This window comes from Stenotrophomonas sp. SAM-B (genome assembly GCF_013387485.1).
Lineage (GTDB): Bacteria > Pseudomonadota > Gammaproteobacteria > Xanthomonadales > Xanthomonadaceae > Stenotrophomonas > Stenotrophomonas maltophilia_AA.
Genome location: NZ_JABBXB010000009.1, coordinates 16,635 through 33,721, shown reverse-complemented (window position 1 = coordinate 33,721; position 17,087 = coordinate 16,635). Strand labels below are relative to the sequence as shown.

13 protein-coding genes are annotated in these 17,087 nt (G+C 68.1%); 6 read left to right on the top strand and 7 right to left on the bottom strand.

Annotated features, from left to right (window positions below; genetic code table 11):
- Positions 1-27: 27 nt before the first annotated feature.
- On the top strand, positions 28-3,573 hold the full coding sequence (locus tag HH110_RS15945; protein WP_176990625.1) for an ATP-binding protein: 3,546 nt from the start codon (positions 28-30) through the stop codon (positions 3,571-3,573).
- Positions 3,574-3,625: 52 nt separating this feature from the next.
- Here HH110_RS15945 and mdtD read toward each other — a convergent pair whose 3' ends face one another.
- The 5 genes from mdtD to HH110_RS15920 all read right to left on the bottom strand — a co-directional run bounded on the left by mdtD (position 3,626) and on the right by HH110_RS15920 (position 8,680).
- Complete coding sequence (mdtD, locus tag HH110_RS15940) at positions 3,626-5,029, bottom strand: multidrug transporter subunit MdtD (RefSeq protein WP_176990585.1); 1,404 nt, start codon at positions 5,027-5,029, stop codon at positions 3,626-3,628.
- Positions 5,030-5,574: 545 nt separating this feature from the next.
- Positions 5,575-6,648 carry a uroporphyrinogen decarboxylase gene (gene hemE, locus HH110_RS15935; protein WP_176990584.1) on the bottom strand — a complete coding sequence of 358 codons (1,074 nt, stop codon included), beginning with the start codon at positions 6,646-6,648 and terminating at the stop codon, positions 5,575-5,577.
- Positions 6,649-6,708: 60 nt separating this feature from the next.
- Complete coding sequence (locus HH110_RS15930) at positions 6,709-6,960, bottom strand: WGR domain-containing protein (protein WP_176990583.1); 252 nt, start codon at positions 6,958-6,960, stop codon at positions 6,709-6,711.
- Positions 6,961-7,031: 71 nt separating this feature from the next.
- Positions 7,032-8,141, bottom strand: coding sequence for a 3-dehydroquinate synthase (gene aroB / locus HH110_RS15925; RefSeq protein ID WP_176990582.1), 1,110 nt, complete (start codon positions 8,139-8,141; stop codon positions 7,032-7,034).
- The gene (locus HH110_RS15920; protein ID WP_176990581.1) at positions 8,138-8,680 is read right to left on the bottom strand and encodes a shikimate kinase; all 543 of its coding nucleotides are present in this window, start codon (positions 8,678-8,680) and stop codon (positions 8,138-8,140) included. The genes aroB and HH110_RS15920 overlap by 4 nt, the downstream gene beginning before the upstream one ends.
- A 95-nt stretch (positions 8,681-8,775) precedes the next feature.
- Here HH110_RS15920 and HH110_RS15915 point away from each other — a divergent pair, with 95 nt between their 5' ends.
- Entirely contained in the window at positions 8,776-8,979 is a 204-nt protein-coding gene (locus tag HH110_RS15915) for a dodecin family protein (RefSeq protein WP_121038908.1), read from the top strand.
- A gap of 26 nt (positions 8,980-9,005) precedes the next feature.
- On the opposite strand, the gene HH110_RS15910 is transcribed toward HH110_RS15915, so the two are convergent.
- Positions 9,006-9,833: a kinase gene (locus HH110_RS15910; RefSeq protein ID WP_176990580.1), complete on the bottom strand. Its 828-nt coding sequence runs from the start codon at positions 9,831-9,833 to the stop codon at positions 9,006-9,008.
- Between the two features lie 41 nt (positions 9,834-9,874).
- Here HH110_RS15910 and pdxH point away from each other — a divergent pair, with 41 nt between their 5' ends.
- On the top strand, positions 9,875-10,474 hold the full coding sequence (gene pdxH, locus HH110_RS15905; protein ID WP_176990579.1) for a pyridoxamine 5'-phosphate oxidase: 600 nt from the start codon (positions 9,875-9,877) through the stop codon (positions 10,472-10,474).
- Here pdxH and prpR read toward each other — a convergent pair whose 3' ends face one another.
- A complete protein-coding gene (gene prpR / locus HH110_RS15900; RefSeq protein ID WP_176990578.1) occupies positions 10,475-12,097 on the bottom strand; it encodes a propionate catabolism operon regulatory protein PrpR in 1,623 nt (540 codons plus the stop codon).
- A 157-nt stretch (positions 12,098-12,254) separates the two neighbouring features.
- Between prpR and prpB the strand changes: the two genes are divergently transcribed.
- From prpB to acnD, 3 genes are all read left to right on the top strand, one after another.
- Entirely contained in the window at positions 12,255-13,145 is an 891-nt protein-coding gene (gene prpB / locus HH110_RS15895) for a methylisocitrate lyase (RefSeq protein ID WP_176990577.1), read from the top strand.
- Between the two features lie 27 nt (positions 13,146-13,172).
- On the top strand, positions 13,173-14,330 hold the full coding sequence (prpC, locus tag HH110_RS15890; protein ID WP_123730477.1) for a 2-methylcitrate synthase: 1,158 nt from the start codon (positions 13,173-13,175) through the stop codon (positions 14,328-14,330).
- Positions 14,331-14,469: 139 nt separating this feature from the next.
- Positions 14,470-17,085: a Fe/S-dependent 2-methylisocitrate dehydratase AcnD gene (gene acnD, locus HH110_RS15885; RefSeq protein WP_176990576.1), complete on the top strand. Its 2,616-nt coding sequence runs from the start codon at positions 14,470-14,472 to the stop codon at positions 17,083-17,085.
- Positions 17,086-17,087: the final 2 nt, after the last annotated feature.

The following is a 17,087-nucleotide window of genomic DNA, read 5'->3' as shown; positions in this document are numbered from 1 at the left end:
GGACAGACCCGGGAGAGCCATCAGGTGTTGCGTGTGCTGTGGCCGTTGCTGATCGGCCTGTGTGTGCTCTGGCCGGCGGTCGCGCTGGCCCAGCCGGTACCGCCGACGCCGCGGCAGCTGACCGTGTTCGATGGTCTGCCGTCCAACACCGTCAACCGCATGGCCGAGGATCGCTACGGCTACCTGTGGATCGCCACCAACGATGGCCTGGCCCGTTACGACGGCCGCAACTACCGGATCTGGCGCGCCGAGGATGGCCTGCGCGACAACCATGTCTGGAGCGTGCACGTGGATGCGCGCAACCAGTTGTGGATCGGCACGGAGAATGCCGGCCTGGCGATGATGTCGGCCGATCGGCGCGAAATCCGCTTCTACGACCGCAACAGCCATCCCGAGATCGGCAGCAACACGATCTGGAGCGTGGCCTCCACGCCGGATGGCGCGATCTGGTTTGGTACCTACCAGGGCGGGCTGCATCGGCTCGAGCGCGACGGGACGCTGACCCGCTTCATGCCCGAGCCCGGCAATCCACGCAGCCTGCCGGCCGCCTCGGTCGGCTATCTGACCACCACGCTCGATGGCACGTTGTGGATCGGTTCGCAGGCGGGCCTGGCGCGCTGGACCGGGCACGATTTCGAACCGGTGCCGAGCACGCAGTTGTCGGCGCGGGTCATCACCGGGCTCACCGCCGAGCCGGACGGCAGCCTGTGGATCAACAGCAATGCCGGGGTCACCGTGCGCCGCCCGGACGGTCGCTTCGCGCCGGCGCCGTGGACGGTTGCCGAAGGTGATCAGATCCTGGGAATGATGCTGCGCGACGAACAGGGCGGTTACTGGCTCGACACGCGCTCCGGGTTGGGTCGCGCCATGAACGGGCAGTTCCAGCAGGTGCCGCTGTACAGCGCGATCGCCCGTGGGCAGGTACGGCCGAACTGGACCGGCGCCTACGAGGATCGCGAGGGGGGCATCTGGTTGGCCAGCACCAACGGCGGCCTGTGGCACCTGCTGCCGCGCTGGTGGCAGTTCTCGGTGCTCTCGCGGCTGGAAGACGATCCAGCGTCGCTGCGCAACGCGTATGTGCTGGGCATGGGTGCGGCCGCCGACGGGGGCGTGTGGACGGTGGGCACGCATGGCGCGCTGGACAAGCTCGACCCGGTGAGCGGAAAGATCGAGCAGCACCGGACCTGGGTGGATGGTACGCAGTGGCTGCAGTCGGTACTCGAGGATCCGCGCGGGCAGGTCTGGATCGGTTCCTGGGATGCGCTGCTGCGCTACGACCCCCGCGAGAAGCGGATCCGGCGCTGGGGGCGCGATGCGGCGGTCGATGCGGCCATGGAGGGCCCGATCGAATCCTTGGTGCTGTGCGATGGCCAGCGCCTGTGGACAGCGTCGGCCAACGGTTTGCAGCAACGCGATCTCGACGGGCGCGTGCTGCATCGGGTCGCGTTGGGCCATGCCGGGCTGAAGCTCGGTCAGAGCGTGCTGGACATCCAGTGTGGGCCGCAGGATCGCCTGTGGGTCGCCACCGGGCAGGGTCTGCTGGAATGGGTGGCGGCGGAATCGCGTTTCACGCCCCTGCCCGGCGGACCTTCGGCAGGCGTGTATGCCATGGCGCTGGCCGGCGATGACAGTGTGTGGCTGTCCGAAGAAGGCAAGCTGTCGCACTACGGCTGGCAGGGCGATCGGCTGACCCTGCAGGAAGTGATCGGCAGTGGTGCGGGCTATCCGGCGATCACCGCGACCGGCCTGGTGGTCGACCGGCAGGGCGTGATATGGGCGGCCAACGCGCGTGGGCTGGTGCGGGTCGATCCGCAGGCCGCCAGCGTGCGCCAGTATGGCGTGCACGATGGCCTGCCCAGCCAGGAATTCCGTCGCCGCACACTGACCCTGACCGCGAGCGGGCGCATCGTCGGCGGCACGCCGGCCGGCGTGGTGATATTCGATCCCGCGCAGGTCAAGCCGGCCACGCGCCGTGCGCCGCTGGTGATCGAGCGGGTCGAGGTGCGCCGCGGCGAGCGCGTGCTGGACCTGACCCATGCGGTGCCGCTGGACATCGCCGATGGCGACCGCGACCTGCGGATCGTAGCGCGGCTGCTGTCGTTCGCCGACTCCACGTCCAACAACTACCGCTACCGCCTGGCCGGCTACGATCCCGATTGGGTTGAAGTGGGGCCGGGGGGCGAGCGTCTGTTCTCCCGCCTGCCGCCGGGCCGGTATCGCCTGGAGGTGCAGGCGCGCTCGGCCGACCAGATCTGGTCGCGCGTGCAGGTGCTGGAGTTCCGGGTGCTGCCGCCGTGGTGGCGCAGCCTGTCGGGATTGTTGCTGCTGACCTCGATCGTGCTGCTGCTGCTCAGTCTGTTCGCCTGGCTGTACCGGCGCCGGCTGCAGCGCCGGCATGCCTACCAGCTGGCGCTGCAGAAGCAGGAGCTGGCCGAGCAGGCCTCGATGGCCAAGACGCGTTTCCTGGCGAACCTCGGCCACGAAGTTCGGACGCCGATGACCGGGGTGCTGGGCATGAGCGAACTGCTGCTGTCCTCGCCGTTGAACGCGCAGCAGCGCGGCTATACCGAATCGATCCGGCATGCCGGTGAACATCTGCTGCACCTGGTCAACGATGCGCTGGACCTGGCGCGGATCGAATCGGGGCGGCTGGAACTGCAGGCGCAGCCGTTCCAGCTGCAGCGGCCGATCGACGATGTCTGTGCCCTGATGGCCGCGCTGGCGGGGCAGAAGGGACTGCGGTTCGTGGTCGACAACACGGTGGCGCCCGGTACCCGCACCATCGGCGATGAACTGCGCGTGCGGCAGATCCTGCTCAATCTGCTCGGCAATGCCGTCAAGTTCACCAGCCACGGCGAAGTGCGTCTGACGCTGCGCGCGATCACGCCCGGCCGCGGGCTGCATATCGAAGTGTCCGACACCGGGCCGGGCATCAGTGCCGATCAGCAGGAGCGGCTGTTCCGTCGCTTCGAGCAGGCCGATGGCGCGCGCACCGCGGCGCAGTACGGCGGCAGTGGGCTGGGACTGGCGATCTGTCGCGAACTGGCGCTGGCGATGCAGGGACAGATCGGCGTGCAGAGCCAGCTCGGCGTGGGGACCCGCTTCACAGTGACGCTGCCGTTGCCGCTGGAGCCGGGCACGACTGGCGCGCCCGGCGCCGCCGAGGGCGCGCAATGGGTGTTGCCGCCGCTGCGGATCCTGCTGGTGGAGGACGATCTGACGGTGGCTGAAGTGGTCAGCGGATTGTTGTCTGCGCGCGGGCATGAGGTGGTGCATGCCGAGCACGCATTGTCGGCGTTGCGCGAGGTCAGCGAGGCGCCGTTCGATGTGGCGCTGATGGACCTGGACCTCCCGGGCCTCGGCGGCATCGCGTTGGCCGGGCATCTGCGCAGCCAGGGCTTCGAGATGCCTCTGATCGCGGTGACCGCGCGGACGGATCCGTCGATCGAGCAGCAGGCCCGCGATGCCGGCTTCGATGCGTTCCTGCGCAAGCCGGTGACCGGCGACCTGCTGGTGGAGGCGATCGCGCGGGTCCTGCACGCCCCCGGTAACAGCGGACCACTGGTCCGCTGAGGGTGACCAGTTGCTGATCGCAAACCGCAGACCGCTGAACGTCTGCCCGCGGCTATTCGGCGACTTCTTCGACGTCGCGCGGCGAGGGCCGCGTATCCGGCAGCTGCCAGAAGATCAGCGTGGAGGTCAGGGTGATGGCGCCGACACAGACGAAGGTCGCGTGCAGCGCGGCGGTGGCGCCGTGCGAGGCATCAAGGTGATTGAAGGCGGCCAGCAGGCTGCCGGCGGCGGCTGCACCGAACCCGGTGGCGAGCATCATCACCATCGAGAGCAGGCTGTTGCCGGCGCTGGCGAAATCCCGGTCGAGATCGCGCAGGGTGACGGTATTCATGACGGTGAACTGCAAGGAGTTGACGGCCCCGAACAGCGCCAGCTGGACGATGCGGATCCACAGGGGCTGGCCCGGTGTCATGAAGATGAAGCTCGCCATCGCCAGGCCGACCAGCACGGTATTGACCATCAACACGCGGCGATAGCCGAAGCGTTCGACCAGTTTGACCGCGTAGCGTTTGGAAACCATGCCGGCGGCTGCCACGGGGATCATCAACAGCCCGGCGTTCATCGGGCTCATGCCCATGCCGACCTGCAGCAGCAGCGGGATGAGCAGTGGCATGGCGCTGCTGCCGATGCGCGAGAACAGGTTGCCGAGAATGCCGATGCGGTAGCTGGGGACGTGGAAGAGGGCGAGCGAGAACAGCGGCGCCGTCGAGTTGGCGGCGTGCAGCCAATAGCCGACCAGGGCGGCGAGGCCGGCGACGGTCATCAGCATGACCAGGGCATGGGGGGTGGCCATGCCGGAGATGCCGTCCAGCGCGAGCGAGAGCACGACCATGCCGAAGGCGAGCATCAGATAACCCGCGATGTCGAAGCGGGTGCGGTGTTCGGCGTAGTGGTCGGGCATGAGTTTCATGGCCGCGACGTAGCCGATGATGCCGATCGGAAGGTTGATCAGGAACACCCAGTGCCAGGAGGCGACTTCCACGAGCCAGCCGCCGAGCGTGGGCCCGATGAGCGGGCCGATCAGGGCGGGGATGGCGATGAAGCTCATGGCGCGGAGGAATTCTTCGCGGGAGACAGAGCGCATGACGGCGAGGCGGCCGACCGGCAGCAGCATGGCGCCGCCGATACCCTGCAGGACGCGGGCGCCGACCAGCTGGTGCAGGGTCTGGGCGAGGGCGCAGGCGAGCGAGCCGAGGGTGAACAGGATGATGGCGACGAGGAAGGTGCGTCGTGTGCCGAAGCGGTCGGCGATCCAGCCGGAGGCGGGGATGAAGGTGGCGACGGCAAGGGCGTAGCTGAAGACGACGGACTGCATCTGCAGGGGGCTTTCGCCGAGGCTGCGGGCCATGGCCGGGAGGGCGGTGTTGACGATGGTGGAGTCCAGCATCTGCATGAAGATGGCCAGCGATACGAGCCACAACAGGGGCCGGATCGAGGCGTAGCTGCTGGTGGTCATGGTGCGGGCCTTCGTCAACGAGGGCGATATGATCGCCGATGTGGGATCAGGGTGTGGTCAAGAGCCGGAGCCGGAGCCGAAGCCGAAGCCGAAGCCTTGGGTTGGTCGGTGTCGCGGAGAGGGTGCGCCACGGGTGGGTTGGCGGGACACGCCGTGAATCCGTCCCTGGAGGCTCATGTCGCGCCATCCATGGCGCTCATGGTCCCGCCAACCCACCCGTGCCACACCCAGGACACTGGGCTGGCTGCCAGGGAAAGTGCGGTAGATGCAGGAAATCAGACGCTCGTCTTGATGCCGCGAGTGGACGTGATGCCGGCGATGAGTGCGATGCCGGGAATGGGCGTGATGCTGGCAATGAACGCGATGACCGGAATGCCATGGGGAAATCCACGCCATGCGTGGATGGCCGCGCGCAGCGCGGAGATGATCGGGGCCGATCAGCTGTTGACGGCATGCTCCGTCCGTCTCGAGGGTGCAGACGAGCGCAGGCGTTTCTGGATGCAGAACGCCTGCGTCGGCCATGGCCGGCTACCTGCCGACGCCGATCAGCGTCGGCTCAAGCGATGCACTGCTTCCACCAGGACCTGCACGTGCTCGGGATTCATGTCCGGGGACATGCCATGGCCGAGGTTGAAGACGTGGCCTTCGCGGGAGCCGCCGTTGCCTTGGGCGTAGCTGTCGAGTACCTGCCCGGCGGCGCGTTCGATGGCGGCCGGGTTGCCGTAGAGGGTGGTGGGGTCGAGGTTGCCCTGCAGGGCGACGCGGCCGCCGGTGCGCGCGACGGCGTCGGCGAGGTCGAGGGTCCAGTCGACGCCGAGCGCGTCGGCGCCCGTGTCCGCCAGGGCGCCGAGGTGCAGGCCGGTGCCTTTGCCGAACAGGATCAGCGGGGTGCGCTCGGCACCTTCGCCGCGCTCGAGTTCCTGCGCGATGCGGGTCAGGTAGCGCAGGGAGAATTCGCGGTACATGGTGGGGCTGAGTACGCCACCCCAGGTGTCGAAGACCTGCAGGACCTGGGCGCCGGCCGCGCGTTGGGCGGCGAGGTAGGCGATCACGGCGTCGGTGACGACCGAGAGCAGCTGGTGCAGGGCGGCCGGTTCGTTCAGGGCCATGGCCTTGATGCGGGCGAAGTCCTTGCTGCCGCCGCCTTCAACCATGTAGCAGGCCAGCGTCCACGGGCTGCCGGAGAAGCCGATCAGGGGCACGCTGCCGTCGAGTTCGCGGCGGATCACGCGGACGGCGTCCATCACGTAGCGCAGCTCGGTTTCCATGTCCGGCACGGCCAGTTTGGCGATGGCGGCGGCGTCGCGCACCGGATGGCGGAACTTCGGGCCTTCGCCTTCGACGAAGTACAGCTCCAGGCCCATCGCGTCGGGGATGGTGAGGATGTCCGAGAACAGGATCGCGGCGTCGAGGTCGAAGCGGCGCAGCGGCTGCAGGGTGACTTCGCAGGCGATGTCCGGGTTCTTGGCCATGGCCAGGAAGCTGCCGGCCTTGGCGCGGGTGGCGCGGTACTCGGGCAGGTAACGGCCGGCCTGGCGCATCAGCCAGACAGGGGTGCAGTCCACCGGTTCGCGGCGCAGGGCGCGCAGCAGGCGATCATGGCGGGAGGGGCTGGTCACGGAACGCTTCCTTGGGATCTGGTGGCGCAGGGCCGGAGGGGGTGTGGCGGAGGTGGCCGCTCAGGGCGGCGCAGCGCCGCTGGTGTAGGTCACGTCGTAGCCGCGATGCAGGTGTGCGTCGCGTGCTTTCTCGAATGCAGCCAGCGCCAGGTCTTCCTGCAGGTACAGCTCGCGGCGCAGTTGCCCGCGCCCGCCGATCGGGCCGGACTCGTGCAGCAGCTCCCAGCCACCGAACAGGTCCGGTTGCAGGGTGAGCTGGAGATAACGGGCCGGATCGGCACCGCGGGCATGTTGGTGCAGGAAGACGCGCATGCCTCGATTGTAGCTGTGAACGCCGGACGCGGCCGTCAGCGACGGCGCGGGTGCGGCGTAACGTCGCAGGCTCAGCCGGCGGCGAGCACGCGCAGGACGTCGGCCTCGTCGACGTCGGCGACGACCTCCGCGCGGCCGATGCCACGCCACAGCACCAGGCGGAGCCGGCCGGCGACGTTCTTCTTGTCCAGCCGCATCCGGGCCAGCAGCGCTTCGGGCTGCAGGCCGGTGGGAATGGCGACCGGTAGTTCGTAGCGCAGCAGCAGTTCGCGCAGCTGCCCGGTGTCGGCGTCCCCGCTCATGCCCAGCTGCGCGGACAGCCGTGCGGCCAGGATCATGCCGACGGCGACGGCTTCACCGTGGTTGAGGTTGTCGTTGCCCGGTGCGCCGTAGCCCTGTTCGGTCTCGATGGCGTGGCCGAAGGTGTGGCCAAGGTTGAGCAGGGCGCGCTCGCCTTTTTCCAGCGGATCGCGCGCGACGATCTCGGCCTTGTGCTCGCAGCTGCGCGCGATCGCCTGGGCCAGCGCGGTGTCGTCGCCCGCCAGCAGCGCGGTGTGTTCGGCCTGCAGCCACCGGAAGAACAACGGGTCGCGGATCGCGCCGTACTTGATCACCTCGGCCAGGCCGGCACGCAGCTCGCGCGGCGGCAGGGTGCGCAGCGCGGCGGTATCGGCGATCACGGCGCGCGGCGGGTGGAACGCACCGACCAGGTTCTTGCCTTCGGGAATGTCCACTGCGGTCTTGCCGCCGACCGAGGAGTCGACCATCGCCAGCAGTGACGTCGGCAACTGCACGCAGTCCACGCCGCGCATCCAGCAGGCGGCTGCGAAGCCGGCCAAGTCGCCGGCAACGCCGCCACCGAGCGCCATCACGCAGGCATCGCGGGTGGCGCCGAGGGTGGCCAGTGCGGTGATCGCATCGCCGAAGTGGGCCAGCGTCTTGGAGGCTTCACCGGCGGGCAGCACCAGCTCACCGATCAGCAGATCCGGGCGGACGGCCAGCAGCGCCGACTTCACTCCGGCCAGATACAGCGGGGCGACCGACGAATCGCTGAGCAGCAGCACATGGCGGCCGCGCACGTGGCGGGCCAGCAGCTCGCCCTGACCGAGCAGGCCCGGGCCGATGTGGATGGTATAGGGGGTGTCGCCGCTGACGGCGACGGTACGCGGGGAGGCGGTCATTCGGGTGTTTCCTGTCGCTGCCACTGCGCGGCCAGGCGCAGCACCAGCTGCGCGGTGGCCTCGGCGGGCGTGTAGAGATCGGTATCCAGGGTGAGATCGGCCAGGCCCTGGTAGAGCGGGTCGCGGGCAGCGGCCATCTCGTGCAGGACCTGCTCGCGGTCCGGGCGCTGCAGCAGCGGGCGGCCGCGGTCGCGGGCCAGCCGCTCCAGCTGGGCCGGCACGCTGACCCGCAGGTAGACCACGAAACCGCGCCGCGCGATCGCCGCGCGGTTGTCCGGGTCCAGCACGGCGCCACCGCCGGTGGAGACCAGCTGGCCGTGCCCGTCCAGCAGCGCGTGCAGGACCTCGCGCTCGTGCTGGCGGAAGCCGGCCTCCCCGGAGTGCTCGAAGATCGCCGGGATGCTGGCGCCGGTGCTGTCCACGATGGCCTGGTCGGCATCCACGAAGTCCAGCGTGAAGCGCTCGGCCAGCCGGCGCCCGATGCAGGTTTTGCCGGCGCCCATCGGGCCAATCAGGATGAGGTTCGGAGCGGGATTCATTACCCTCGATCCTAACATCTCCGTGCCATCGCCTTTACGCGGCGGCCCCCATGGTGGGGCGGCGCGGAGTATCCCGCGCGCCACTGGAGCGACCCATGTCCGTAGCCAAAATCATCGAGATCAACGCCTCCTCCAAGACCAGCGTCGAGGACGCGGTGCGCAGCGGCCTGAAGAAGGTGTCCGAGACGGTCAAGGGCATCCAGGGCGCCTGGATCAATGAAACCAAGGTCGTCACCGATGGCGAGGGCAATATCACCGAGTGGCGGGTGAACCTGCGGGTGACTTTCCTGGTCGGCTGAGTGCTGCGTTTCCGTCGATGCCGCGGTCAGCGCGGCGCGACGATCCGGCGCTGTTCGTCCAGGGCGATCACGGTATCGGCCAGCGCCGGCAACGTACGCAGCGCCTGCCGGCTGACCCGTTCGTAGTACTGCACGAAGCGCTCCAGCTGGGCGCGGCTCATGCTGCTGCGGTCGGGTTGGGCGGCCTGCAGGTTCTGCTCCTGCTGCCAGCGCCAGCGCGGGATCACCGAGAAGTCCGGGGGCTGCAGGAACCACAGCCGGTCGCAACGCTGCCACAGCGCGGGGTAGTCCTGCGCGAGCGCGTGATTGCACCAGCGACGCCAGCGGCCGTCGGCATCGGCGTCGCGTTCGAGTGCGTTGAGGGGAGGATCCAGGTCGGCCTCGTCCTGTGCCGGCGTGCCGAGGAACCAGCCTTCGAACACCAGCAGGTCGAGCGGACGGTCGATGCGCGGCCAGTCCTTTTCGGGCTGGCGCTCGTCGGCCAGTTTGTCGAAACGGGGCAGGGCGACCGGGCCGCCGGCCGCGACCGCGTCCAGGGTGGCGTGGGCCAGGGCCAGATCGTGGGTGCCCGGCGGGCCGCGGGTCAGCAGCAGCGGGTGCACCTGTCGCGCCAAGCGCTGGCGCTGGGCGCGGGTCAGGTAGACATCGTCGATGGAAAGCATCGCCGCGTGCAGGCCGCGCGATTCGGCCAGTGCCACTACCTGGGCGGCCAGCGTCGATTTGCCGCTCCCCTGCAGGCCGCTGATCGCCAATACTGGGATGGCCGCTGCGCAGCTCAGTGCGTCGTCCAGCGCCTGTGCGACCAGTGCATCCGGAAAACCTTTCGTCGGGGGCATGTACGCAGGTGCAGGCATGCAGCGACAATAAACCCAAACCGCGTGACAAGAAAACCGCCATGACCGATCTGTATGCCGAAGCGTTGTCCACCTTTGCCGGGCTGTTTGAAGAAGCCAAGGCAAGCCGCGAAGTCGAACCGAATGCGATGACGGTGGCCACGGCCGACCCGAACGGCCAGCCCTCCGCGAGGACCGTGTTGCTGAAGGCCTTCGACGAACGCGGGTTCGTCTTCTACACTCACCTGGACAGCCACAAGGGGCGTGAACTGCAGGCCAATCCACGGGCCGCGCTGCTGTTCCTGTGGCGCAGCCTGCGCGAAGCCGGCATCCAGGTGCGGATCGAAGGCGGGGTGGCGAAGGTCAGCGACGCCGAGGCCGATGCGTACTTCGCCTCGCGCCCGCGCATGAGCCAGATCGGCGCCTGGGCGTCACTGCAATCGAAGACGTTGGCCTCGCGCGAAGAATTCGACGCGCGCGTGGCTGCTACCGAGGCCAGTTTCGAAGGCCGCGACGTGCCGCGTCCGGAAGGCTGGAGCGGCCTGCGCGTGGTGCCGCAGCGGATCGAGTTCTGGTACGGCGCGCAGTTCCGCCTGCATGAGCGCTGCTGCTACGAGACCGGTGTTGACGGGCAGTGGAGCAAGCGGATGTTGTTCCCGTAATCAGGCCGGCGGAAGCTCGCGCAACCACCGCCACAGCGTCGTCCGCGATACGCCCAGCTGCGCGCACGCCTGCTCGCGGTTGCCGCCGCAGTCGGCCAGCAGTCGCCGCAGCGCGGCCGCATCCGGCCGCGCCGCCGAGGCAGCGGTGAGGGCTGCGGGGGCGCCGGCGCCTGGAACCGCCAGTGGCTGCTGCGCCGCGTGCAGTTCCGGCAACCACTGCAGCATCTGCGGCAACGTCAGCTCGCCCGGCTGTTGCTGCCAGTGGATGCGCAGGCGATCGACCATGTTGCGCAGCTCACGCACGTTGCCCGGCCACGCGTAGTCGTGCAGTCGCGCCATCGCCTCGGCGGACAACGGTGCGTCCGTACCGGCGAGCTGCCGGAAGAAGTGGCTCACCAGCAAGGGGACATCCGCGCGCCGTTCGTGCAGCGTCGGCAGCGCGATGCGCAGCGCGGCCAGGCGGTAATACAGATCGCGGCGGAAACGTTGTGTGTCCACCAGCGATTCCAGCGTCTGCAGCGTGGCCGCGACCACGCGTACGTCCACCGGCGTCGGCTCGGTGGCGCCGACGCGCAGCACTTCGCGCTCTTCCAGTACCCGCAGCAGCCGGGTCTGCAACGGCAGCGGCAGTTCGCCGATTTCATCCAGGAACAGGGTGCCGCCCTCAGCGGCTTCGACCAGACCGACACGCCCGCCGCGCCGCGCGCCGGTGAACGCACCTTCGTTGTAGCCGAACAGCTCGGCCTCCAGCAGCGACTCGCTGATCGCCCCGCAGTTCAGCGCGACGAGGCGGCCGCGTCGACCGCTGGCGGCGTGCAGTTGCCGCGCCACCAGTTCCTTGCCGGTACCGGTGGCGCCGGTCACCAGCACCGTGCTGTCGTAAGGCGCATACAGCGCGATGTGCCCGCGCACCTGCTGCATCGGCGCGCTGTCCCCGAGCAGGGCGTGATCGGCGTCGCGTGGCCTTGCCGGTGTGCGCCGCCGCGGTGACGGCGCACCGGAGCGCGCGAGGGTCTGGGTCAGCTCCAGTGCGTGCTCGAACGCCTGTCGCACCGAATCGGCCGAGTACAGCAGTACGCCGGGCAGCCCGACCTGTTCGGCATGGTCGATCGCCATGCCGGTGCCGACGATCACCTCGATGCCGTTGGCGCGCAGGTCGGCGATGCAGTCGCGCGCATCTTCGCGGGTGACGAAGCGGCGGTGCTCGATATCCAGCCCGAAGCTGTGCTGGAAGCTGCCGAACGTCGGCACGTCGGTGGCGTGCGTGACCAGACCGATCCGCGGGGCGATCCGGCGCGCGCGCGCCAGCGCTTCCATCAGGTCGAACCCATTGGCCTGGATCGGGACCAGCGGCACCTCCAGCCGGCTGCGCAGGTAGGCCGCGTTCGAGCCACCGGCGATCACCACATCGCAGTGTTCGCGGCGCAGGCGCTGGCCGATGACATCCACTGCCTCCTCGAAACCGAGGTTGATCGGCACGATGCGGGCGCGGCGGTCGAACTCGGGGATCACGTCCCCCAGCAGGCCGGTCAGGCGCGACACGCTGACGGTCCAGATCACCGGCAGTTGGCCGGCATCGGGATCGGACAGGCGGGCGCGGTGGCGGGGCAGGCTGATCGACATGGTCCTCTTTCAATGTTTCAGTTGCAGCCATGTTACAGATGTTTCAATGTTTCAAGGTGAAACGTCGCAGTCACCTCGCTGCCTCAATGAAATCAGACACTTGCCACCTGGCACGGCCCTTGCGCTTATCAACCGGTCAATCACGATGGAATGCCGCATGAGCACCCCCGTTTCTTCCGCTGGCGCCCGTTTCCGCGCCGCACTGGCCGCCGAATCGCCGTTGCAGGTGATCGGTGCGATCAACGCCAACCACGCGCTGCTGGCCAAGCGCGCCGGCTACCGGGCGATCTACCTCTCCGGCGGCGGCGTCGCGGCCGGCTCGCTGGGCCTGCCGGACCTGGGCATCAACACCCTGGAAGACGTGCTGATCGACGTGCGCCGCATCACCGATGTGTGCGACCTGCCGCTGATGGTGGATATCGACACCGGTTTCGGCCCGAGCGCGTTCAACATCGCGCGGACGGTCAAGTCGCTGATCAAGGCCGGCGCGGCCGCCTGCCATATCGAAGACCAGGTCGGCGCCAAGCGCTGTGGTCACCGCCCGGGCAAGGAGATCGTGTCGCAGGGCGAGATGGTGGACCGGGTCAAGGCCGCCGCCGATGCCAAGACCGATCCGGACTTCTTCCTGATCGCACGCACCGATGCCATCCAGGTCGATGGCGTGGAGGCCGCGATCGAACGCGCCATCGCCTGCGTCGAGGCCGGTGCCGATGGCATCTTCGCCGAGGCCGCCTACGATCTGGAGACCTACCGCCGCTTCGTCGATGCGGTGAAGGTGCCGGTGCTGGCCAACATCACCGAGTTCGGCGCCACGCCGCTGTTCAGCCGCGACGAGCTGGCCTCGGCCGGCGTCGCCATCCAGCTGTTCCCGCTGTCCGCGTTCCGCGCTGCCAACAAGGCGGCAGAGAACGTGTATGAGACCATCCGCCGCGAGGGCCACCAGCGTAATGTGGTGGAGGCGATGCAGACCCGCGAGGAACTCTACGACCGTATCGGTTACCACGCCTTCGAGCAGCAGCTCGATGCGTTGTTCGCCGCCAAGAAGTAAGACCGCACACTGTTTTCTGGAGGGATCATGAGCGACACCACTACCGCCCCCGGCTTCAAGCCGAAGAAATCCGTCGCCCTGTCGGGCACCGCCGCCGGCAACACCGCGCTGTGCACCGTCGGCCGCAGCGGCAACGACCTGCATTACCGCGGGTATGACATCGCCGATCTGGCCAACACCAGCGAGTTCGAGGAAATCGCGCATCTGCTGGTCCACGGCAAGCTGCCGACCCGCGCCGAGCTGGTCGCCTACAAGACCAAGCTGAAGTCGCTGCGTGGCATCCCGGCCGCGGTCAAGGCCGCGCTGGAAGAACTGCCGCCGTCCGCGCACCCGATGGACGTGATGCGCACCGGCGTGTCCGTGCTCGGCTGCGTGTCGCCGGAGAAGGACGACCACAACCATCCGGGCGCCCGCGACATCGCCGACAAGCTGATGGCCTGCCTGGGTTCGATGCTGCTGTACTGGTACCACTGGAGCCACAACGGCCGTGCGATCGACGTGGAAACCGACGATGACTCCATCGGTGGCCACTTCCTGCACCTGCTGCACGGCGAGAAGCCGCAGGATTCGTGGGTCAAGGCGATGCACACTTCGCTGATCCTGTACGCCGAGCACGAGTTCAACGCCTCGACCTTCGCCTGCCGCGTCATCGCCGGCACCGGCAGTGACATGTACAGCGCGATCACCGGTGGCATCGGTGCGCTGCGCGGTCCCAAGCACGGCGGCGCCAATGAAGTGGCCTTCGAAGTGCAGAAGCGCTACGACAGCCCTGACGATGCCGAGGCTGACATCAAGGCCCGCGTCGAGCGCAAGGAGGTCGTGATCGGTTTCGGCCACCCGGTCTACACCGTCAGCGATCCGCGCAACAACATCATCAAGGAGGTGGCGCGCGACCTGTCCGCCGAGCAGCAGAACGTCAAGATGTACGACATCGCCGAGCGCCTGGAATCGGTGATGTGGGACATCAAGAAGATGTTCCCGAACCTGGACTGGTTCAGCGCGGTCAGCTACCACATGATGGGCGTGCCGACGGCGATGTTCACCCCGTTGTTCGTGATCGCCCGCACCTCCGGTTGGAGCGCGCACATCATCGAGCAGCGCATCGACGGCAAGATCATCCGCCCGAGCGCGAACTACACCGGCCCGGAAGACCAGGCCTTCGTGCCGATCGACCAGCGCAAGTAAGACAGACGTACCGCACCCGTCCGCGGGTGCTTTGCGGAACAGGCCGGCGCGATGCCGGTCTGCTCCGTTGCGGCGTCGCTACTCCTTCTTCGCCGGTGTCACGACGCCCCGGCCCGCCAACAAGCAGCTATCGCCAGCCATGAATACTCAGTACCGCAAGAACCTCCCCGGCACCGCGCTGGACTATTTCGATACCCGTGCCGCCGTCGACGCGTTGCAGCCCGGTGCCTATGCCACGCTGCCGTATACCTCGCGCGTGCTGGCCGAAAACCTGGTGCGCCGCTGCGACCCGGCCACGCTGGAGCCCTCGCTGCGCCAGCTGATCGAACGCCGCCAGGACCTGGATTTCCCGTGGTTCCCGGCCCGCGTGGTCTGCCATGACATTCTCGGCCAGACCGCCCTGGTCGATCTGGCCGGCCTGCGCGATGCCATCGCCGATGCCGGCGGTGATCCGGCGCAGATCAATCCGGTGGTCCCGACCCAGCTGATCGTCGATCACTCGCTGGCGGTGGAATTCCCGGGCTTCGACAAGGCTGCGTTCGAGAAGAACCGCGCCGTCGAAGACCGACGCAATGAAGACCGGTTCCACTTCATCAACTGGACCAAGAAGGCGTTCAAGAACGTCGACGTGATTCCGCCGGGCAACGGGATCATGCACCAGATCAATCTGGAGAAGATGTCGCCGGTCGTGCAGGTGCGCGATGGCGTGGCCTTCCCGGATACCTGCGTGGGCACCGACAGCCACACTCCGCACGTGGACGCGCTGGGCGTGATCGCGATCGGCGTCGGCGGCCTGGAAGCGGAGAGCGTGATGCTCGGCCGTGCCTCCTGGATGCGCCTGCCCGACATCATCGGCGTGGAGCTGACCGGCCGCCCGCAGCCCGGCATCACCTGCACCGACGTGGTGCTGGCGCTGACCGAATTCCTGCGCAAGGAGCGCGTGGTCGGCGCGTGGATCGAGTTCTACGGGGAGGGCGCCAACGCGCTGACCATCGGTGACCGCGCCACGATATCCAACATGACGCCGGAATTCGGTGCCACCGCGGCGATGTTCTACATCGACCAGCAGACCCTGGACTACCTGCGCCTGACCGGCCGCGAAGATGCCCAGGTCGCGCTGGTGGAAACCTACGCCAAGGCCACCGGCCTGTGGGCCGACGATCTGGTCACCGCGCAGTACGAGCGCGTGCTGCAGTTCGACCTGTCCACCGTGGTGCGCAACATGGCCGGCCCGTCCAACCCGCACAAGCGCGTGGCGACCACCGACCTGGCCGCCCGCGGCATCGCCGATGAAGGCAAGCTGGCCTCGGGCAAGCTGGAGCAGGCCGAGGGCCTGATGCCCGATGGCGCGGTGATCATTGCCGCGATCACCAGCTGCACCAACACCAGCAACCCGCGCAACGTGATCTCCGCGGCGTTGCTGGCGCGCAACGCCAACCGTGCCGGCCTGACCCGCAAGCCGTGGGTGAAGAGCTCGCTGGCGCCGGGGTCCAAGGCCGTGCAGCTGTATCTGGAAGAGGCCGGCCTGCTGACCGAGCTGGAACAGATGGGCTTTGGCATCGTTGCCTTTGCCTGCACCACCTGCAACGGCATGAGCGGCGCACTGGACCCGAAGATCCAGCAGGAAGTGATCGACCGCGACCTGTATGCCACCGCCGTGCTCTCGGGCAACCGCAACTTCGATGGCCGCATCCACCCGTATGCCAAGCAGGCTTTCCTGGCCTCGCCGCCGCTGGTGGTGGCGTATGCGATCGCCGGTACGGTGCGCTTCGATATCGAGAAGGACGCGCTTGGCCATGACGCCGACGGCAACCCGATCACGCTGAAGGACCTGTGGCCCAGCGATGCCGAGATCGATGCGGTGGTCAAGGCCAGCGTCAAGCCGGAACAGTTCCGCAAGGTCTACGACCCGATGTTCACCTTCAAGGTGGAACACGGCGCCCCGATCAGCCCGCTGTACGACTGGCGCCCGCAGAGCACCTATATCCGCCGCCCGCCGTATTGGGAAGGCGCGTTGGCCGGTGCGCGCAGCCTGACCGGCATGCGACCGCTGGCGGTGCTCGGCGACAACATCACCACCGACCACCTGTCGCCGTCCAACGCGATCATGGCCAGCAGCGCGGCCGGTGAATACCTGGCGAAGATGGGCCTGCCCGAGGAAGACTTCAATTCCTACGCGACCCACCGCGGCGATCACCTCACCGCGCAGCGTGCCACCTTCGCCAACCCGAAGCTGATCAATGAAATGGCCGTGATCGACGGCCAGGTCACGCAGGGCTCGCTCGCGCGCGTGGAGCCGGAAGGCCAGGTCACCCGCATGTGGGAAGCGATCGAAACCTACATGTCGCGCAAGCAGCCGCTGATCATCATCGCCGGCGCCGACTACGGCCAGGGCAGCTCGCGCGACTGGGCCGCCAAGGGCGTGCGCCTGGCAGGCGTGGAAGCGATCGCCGCCGAAGGCTTCGAGCGCATCCACCGTACCAACCTGATCGGCATGGGCGTGCTGCCGCTGGAGTTCAAGGAAGGTGTCAACCGCAGGACGCTGGGCATCGACGGCACTGAGACCTTCGATGTGCTCGGCGACCGCGTGCCGCGCGCCGAGCTGACCCTGGTCGTCCACCGCCGCAACGGTGAACAGCTGCGGGTGCCGGTCACCTGCCGCCTGGATACCGCCGAAGAGGTCTCGATCTACGAGGCCGGTGGCGTGCTGCAGCGGTTCGCCCAGGACTTCCTGGAATCGGCGCAGGTCGCCTGATC

What these genes read in the sequence shown, in the direction of transcription:
- mdtD (WP_176990585.1), bottom strand. Translation starts at nt 5,029, where the DNA reads ATGACCACCAGCAGCTACGCCTCGATCCGGCCCCTGTTGTGGCTCGTA.
- HH110_RS15930 (WP_176990583.1), bottom strand. Translation starts at nt 6,960, where the DNA reads ATGCGCGTCTTCCTGCACCAACATGCCCGCGGTGCCGATCCGGCCCGT.
- aroB (WP_176990582.1), bottom strand. Translation starts at nt 8,141, where the DNA reads ATGACCGCCTCCCCGCGTACCGTCGCCGTCAGCGGCGACACCCCCTAT.
- HH110_RS15920 (WP_176990581.1), bottom strand. Translation starts at nt 8,680, where the DNA reads ATGAATCCCGCTCCGAACCTCATCCTGATTGGCCCGATGGGCGCCGGC.
- HH110_RS15915 (WP_121038908.1), top strand. Translation starts at nt 8,776, where the DNA reads ATGTCCGTAGCCAAAATCATCGAGATCAACGCCTCCTCCAAGACCAGC.
- HH110_RS15910 (WP_176990580.1), bottom strand. Translation starts at nt 9,833, where the DNA reads ATGCCTGCACCTGCGTACATGCCCCCGACGAAAGGTTTTCCGGATGCA.
- pdxH (WP_176990579.1), top strand. Translation starts at nt 9,875, where the DNA reads ATGACCGATCTGTATGCCGAAGCGTTGTCCACCTTTGCCGGGCTGTTT.
- prpR (WP_176990578.1), bottom strand. Translation starts at nt 12,097, where the DNA reads ATGTCGATCAGCCTGCCCCGCCACCGCGCCCGCCTGTCCGATCCCGAT.
- prpB (WP_176990577.1), top strand. Translation starts at nt 12,255, where the DNA reads ATGAGCACCCCCGTTTCTTCCGCTGGCGCCCGTTTCCGCGCCGCACTG.
- prpC (WP_123730477.1), top strand. Translation starts at nt 13,173, where the DNA reads ATGAGCGACACCACTACCGCCCCCGGCTTCAAGCCGAAGAAATCCGTC.
- acnD (WP_176990576.1), top strand. Translation starts at nt 14,470, where the DNA reads ATGAATACTCAGTACCGCAAGAACCTCCCCGGCACCGCGCTGGACTAT.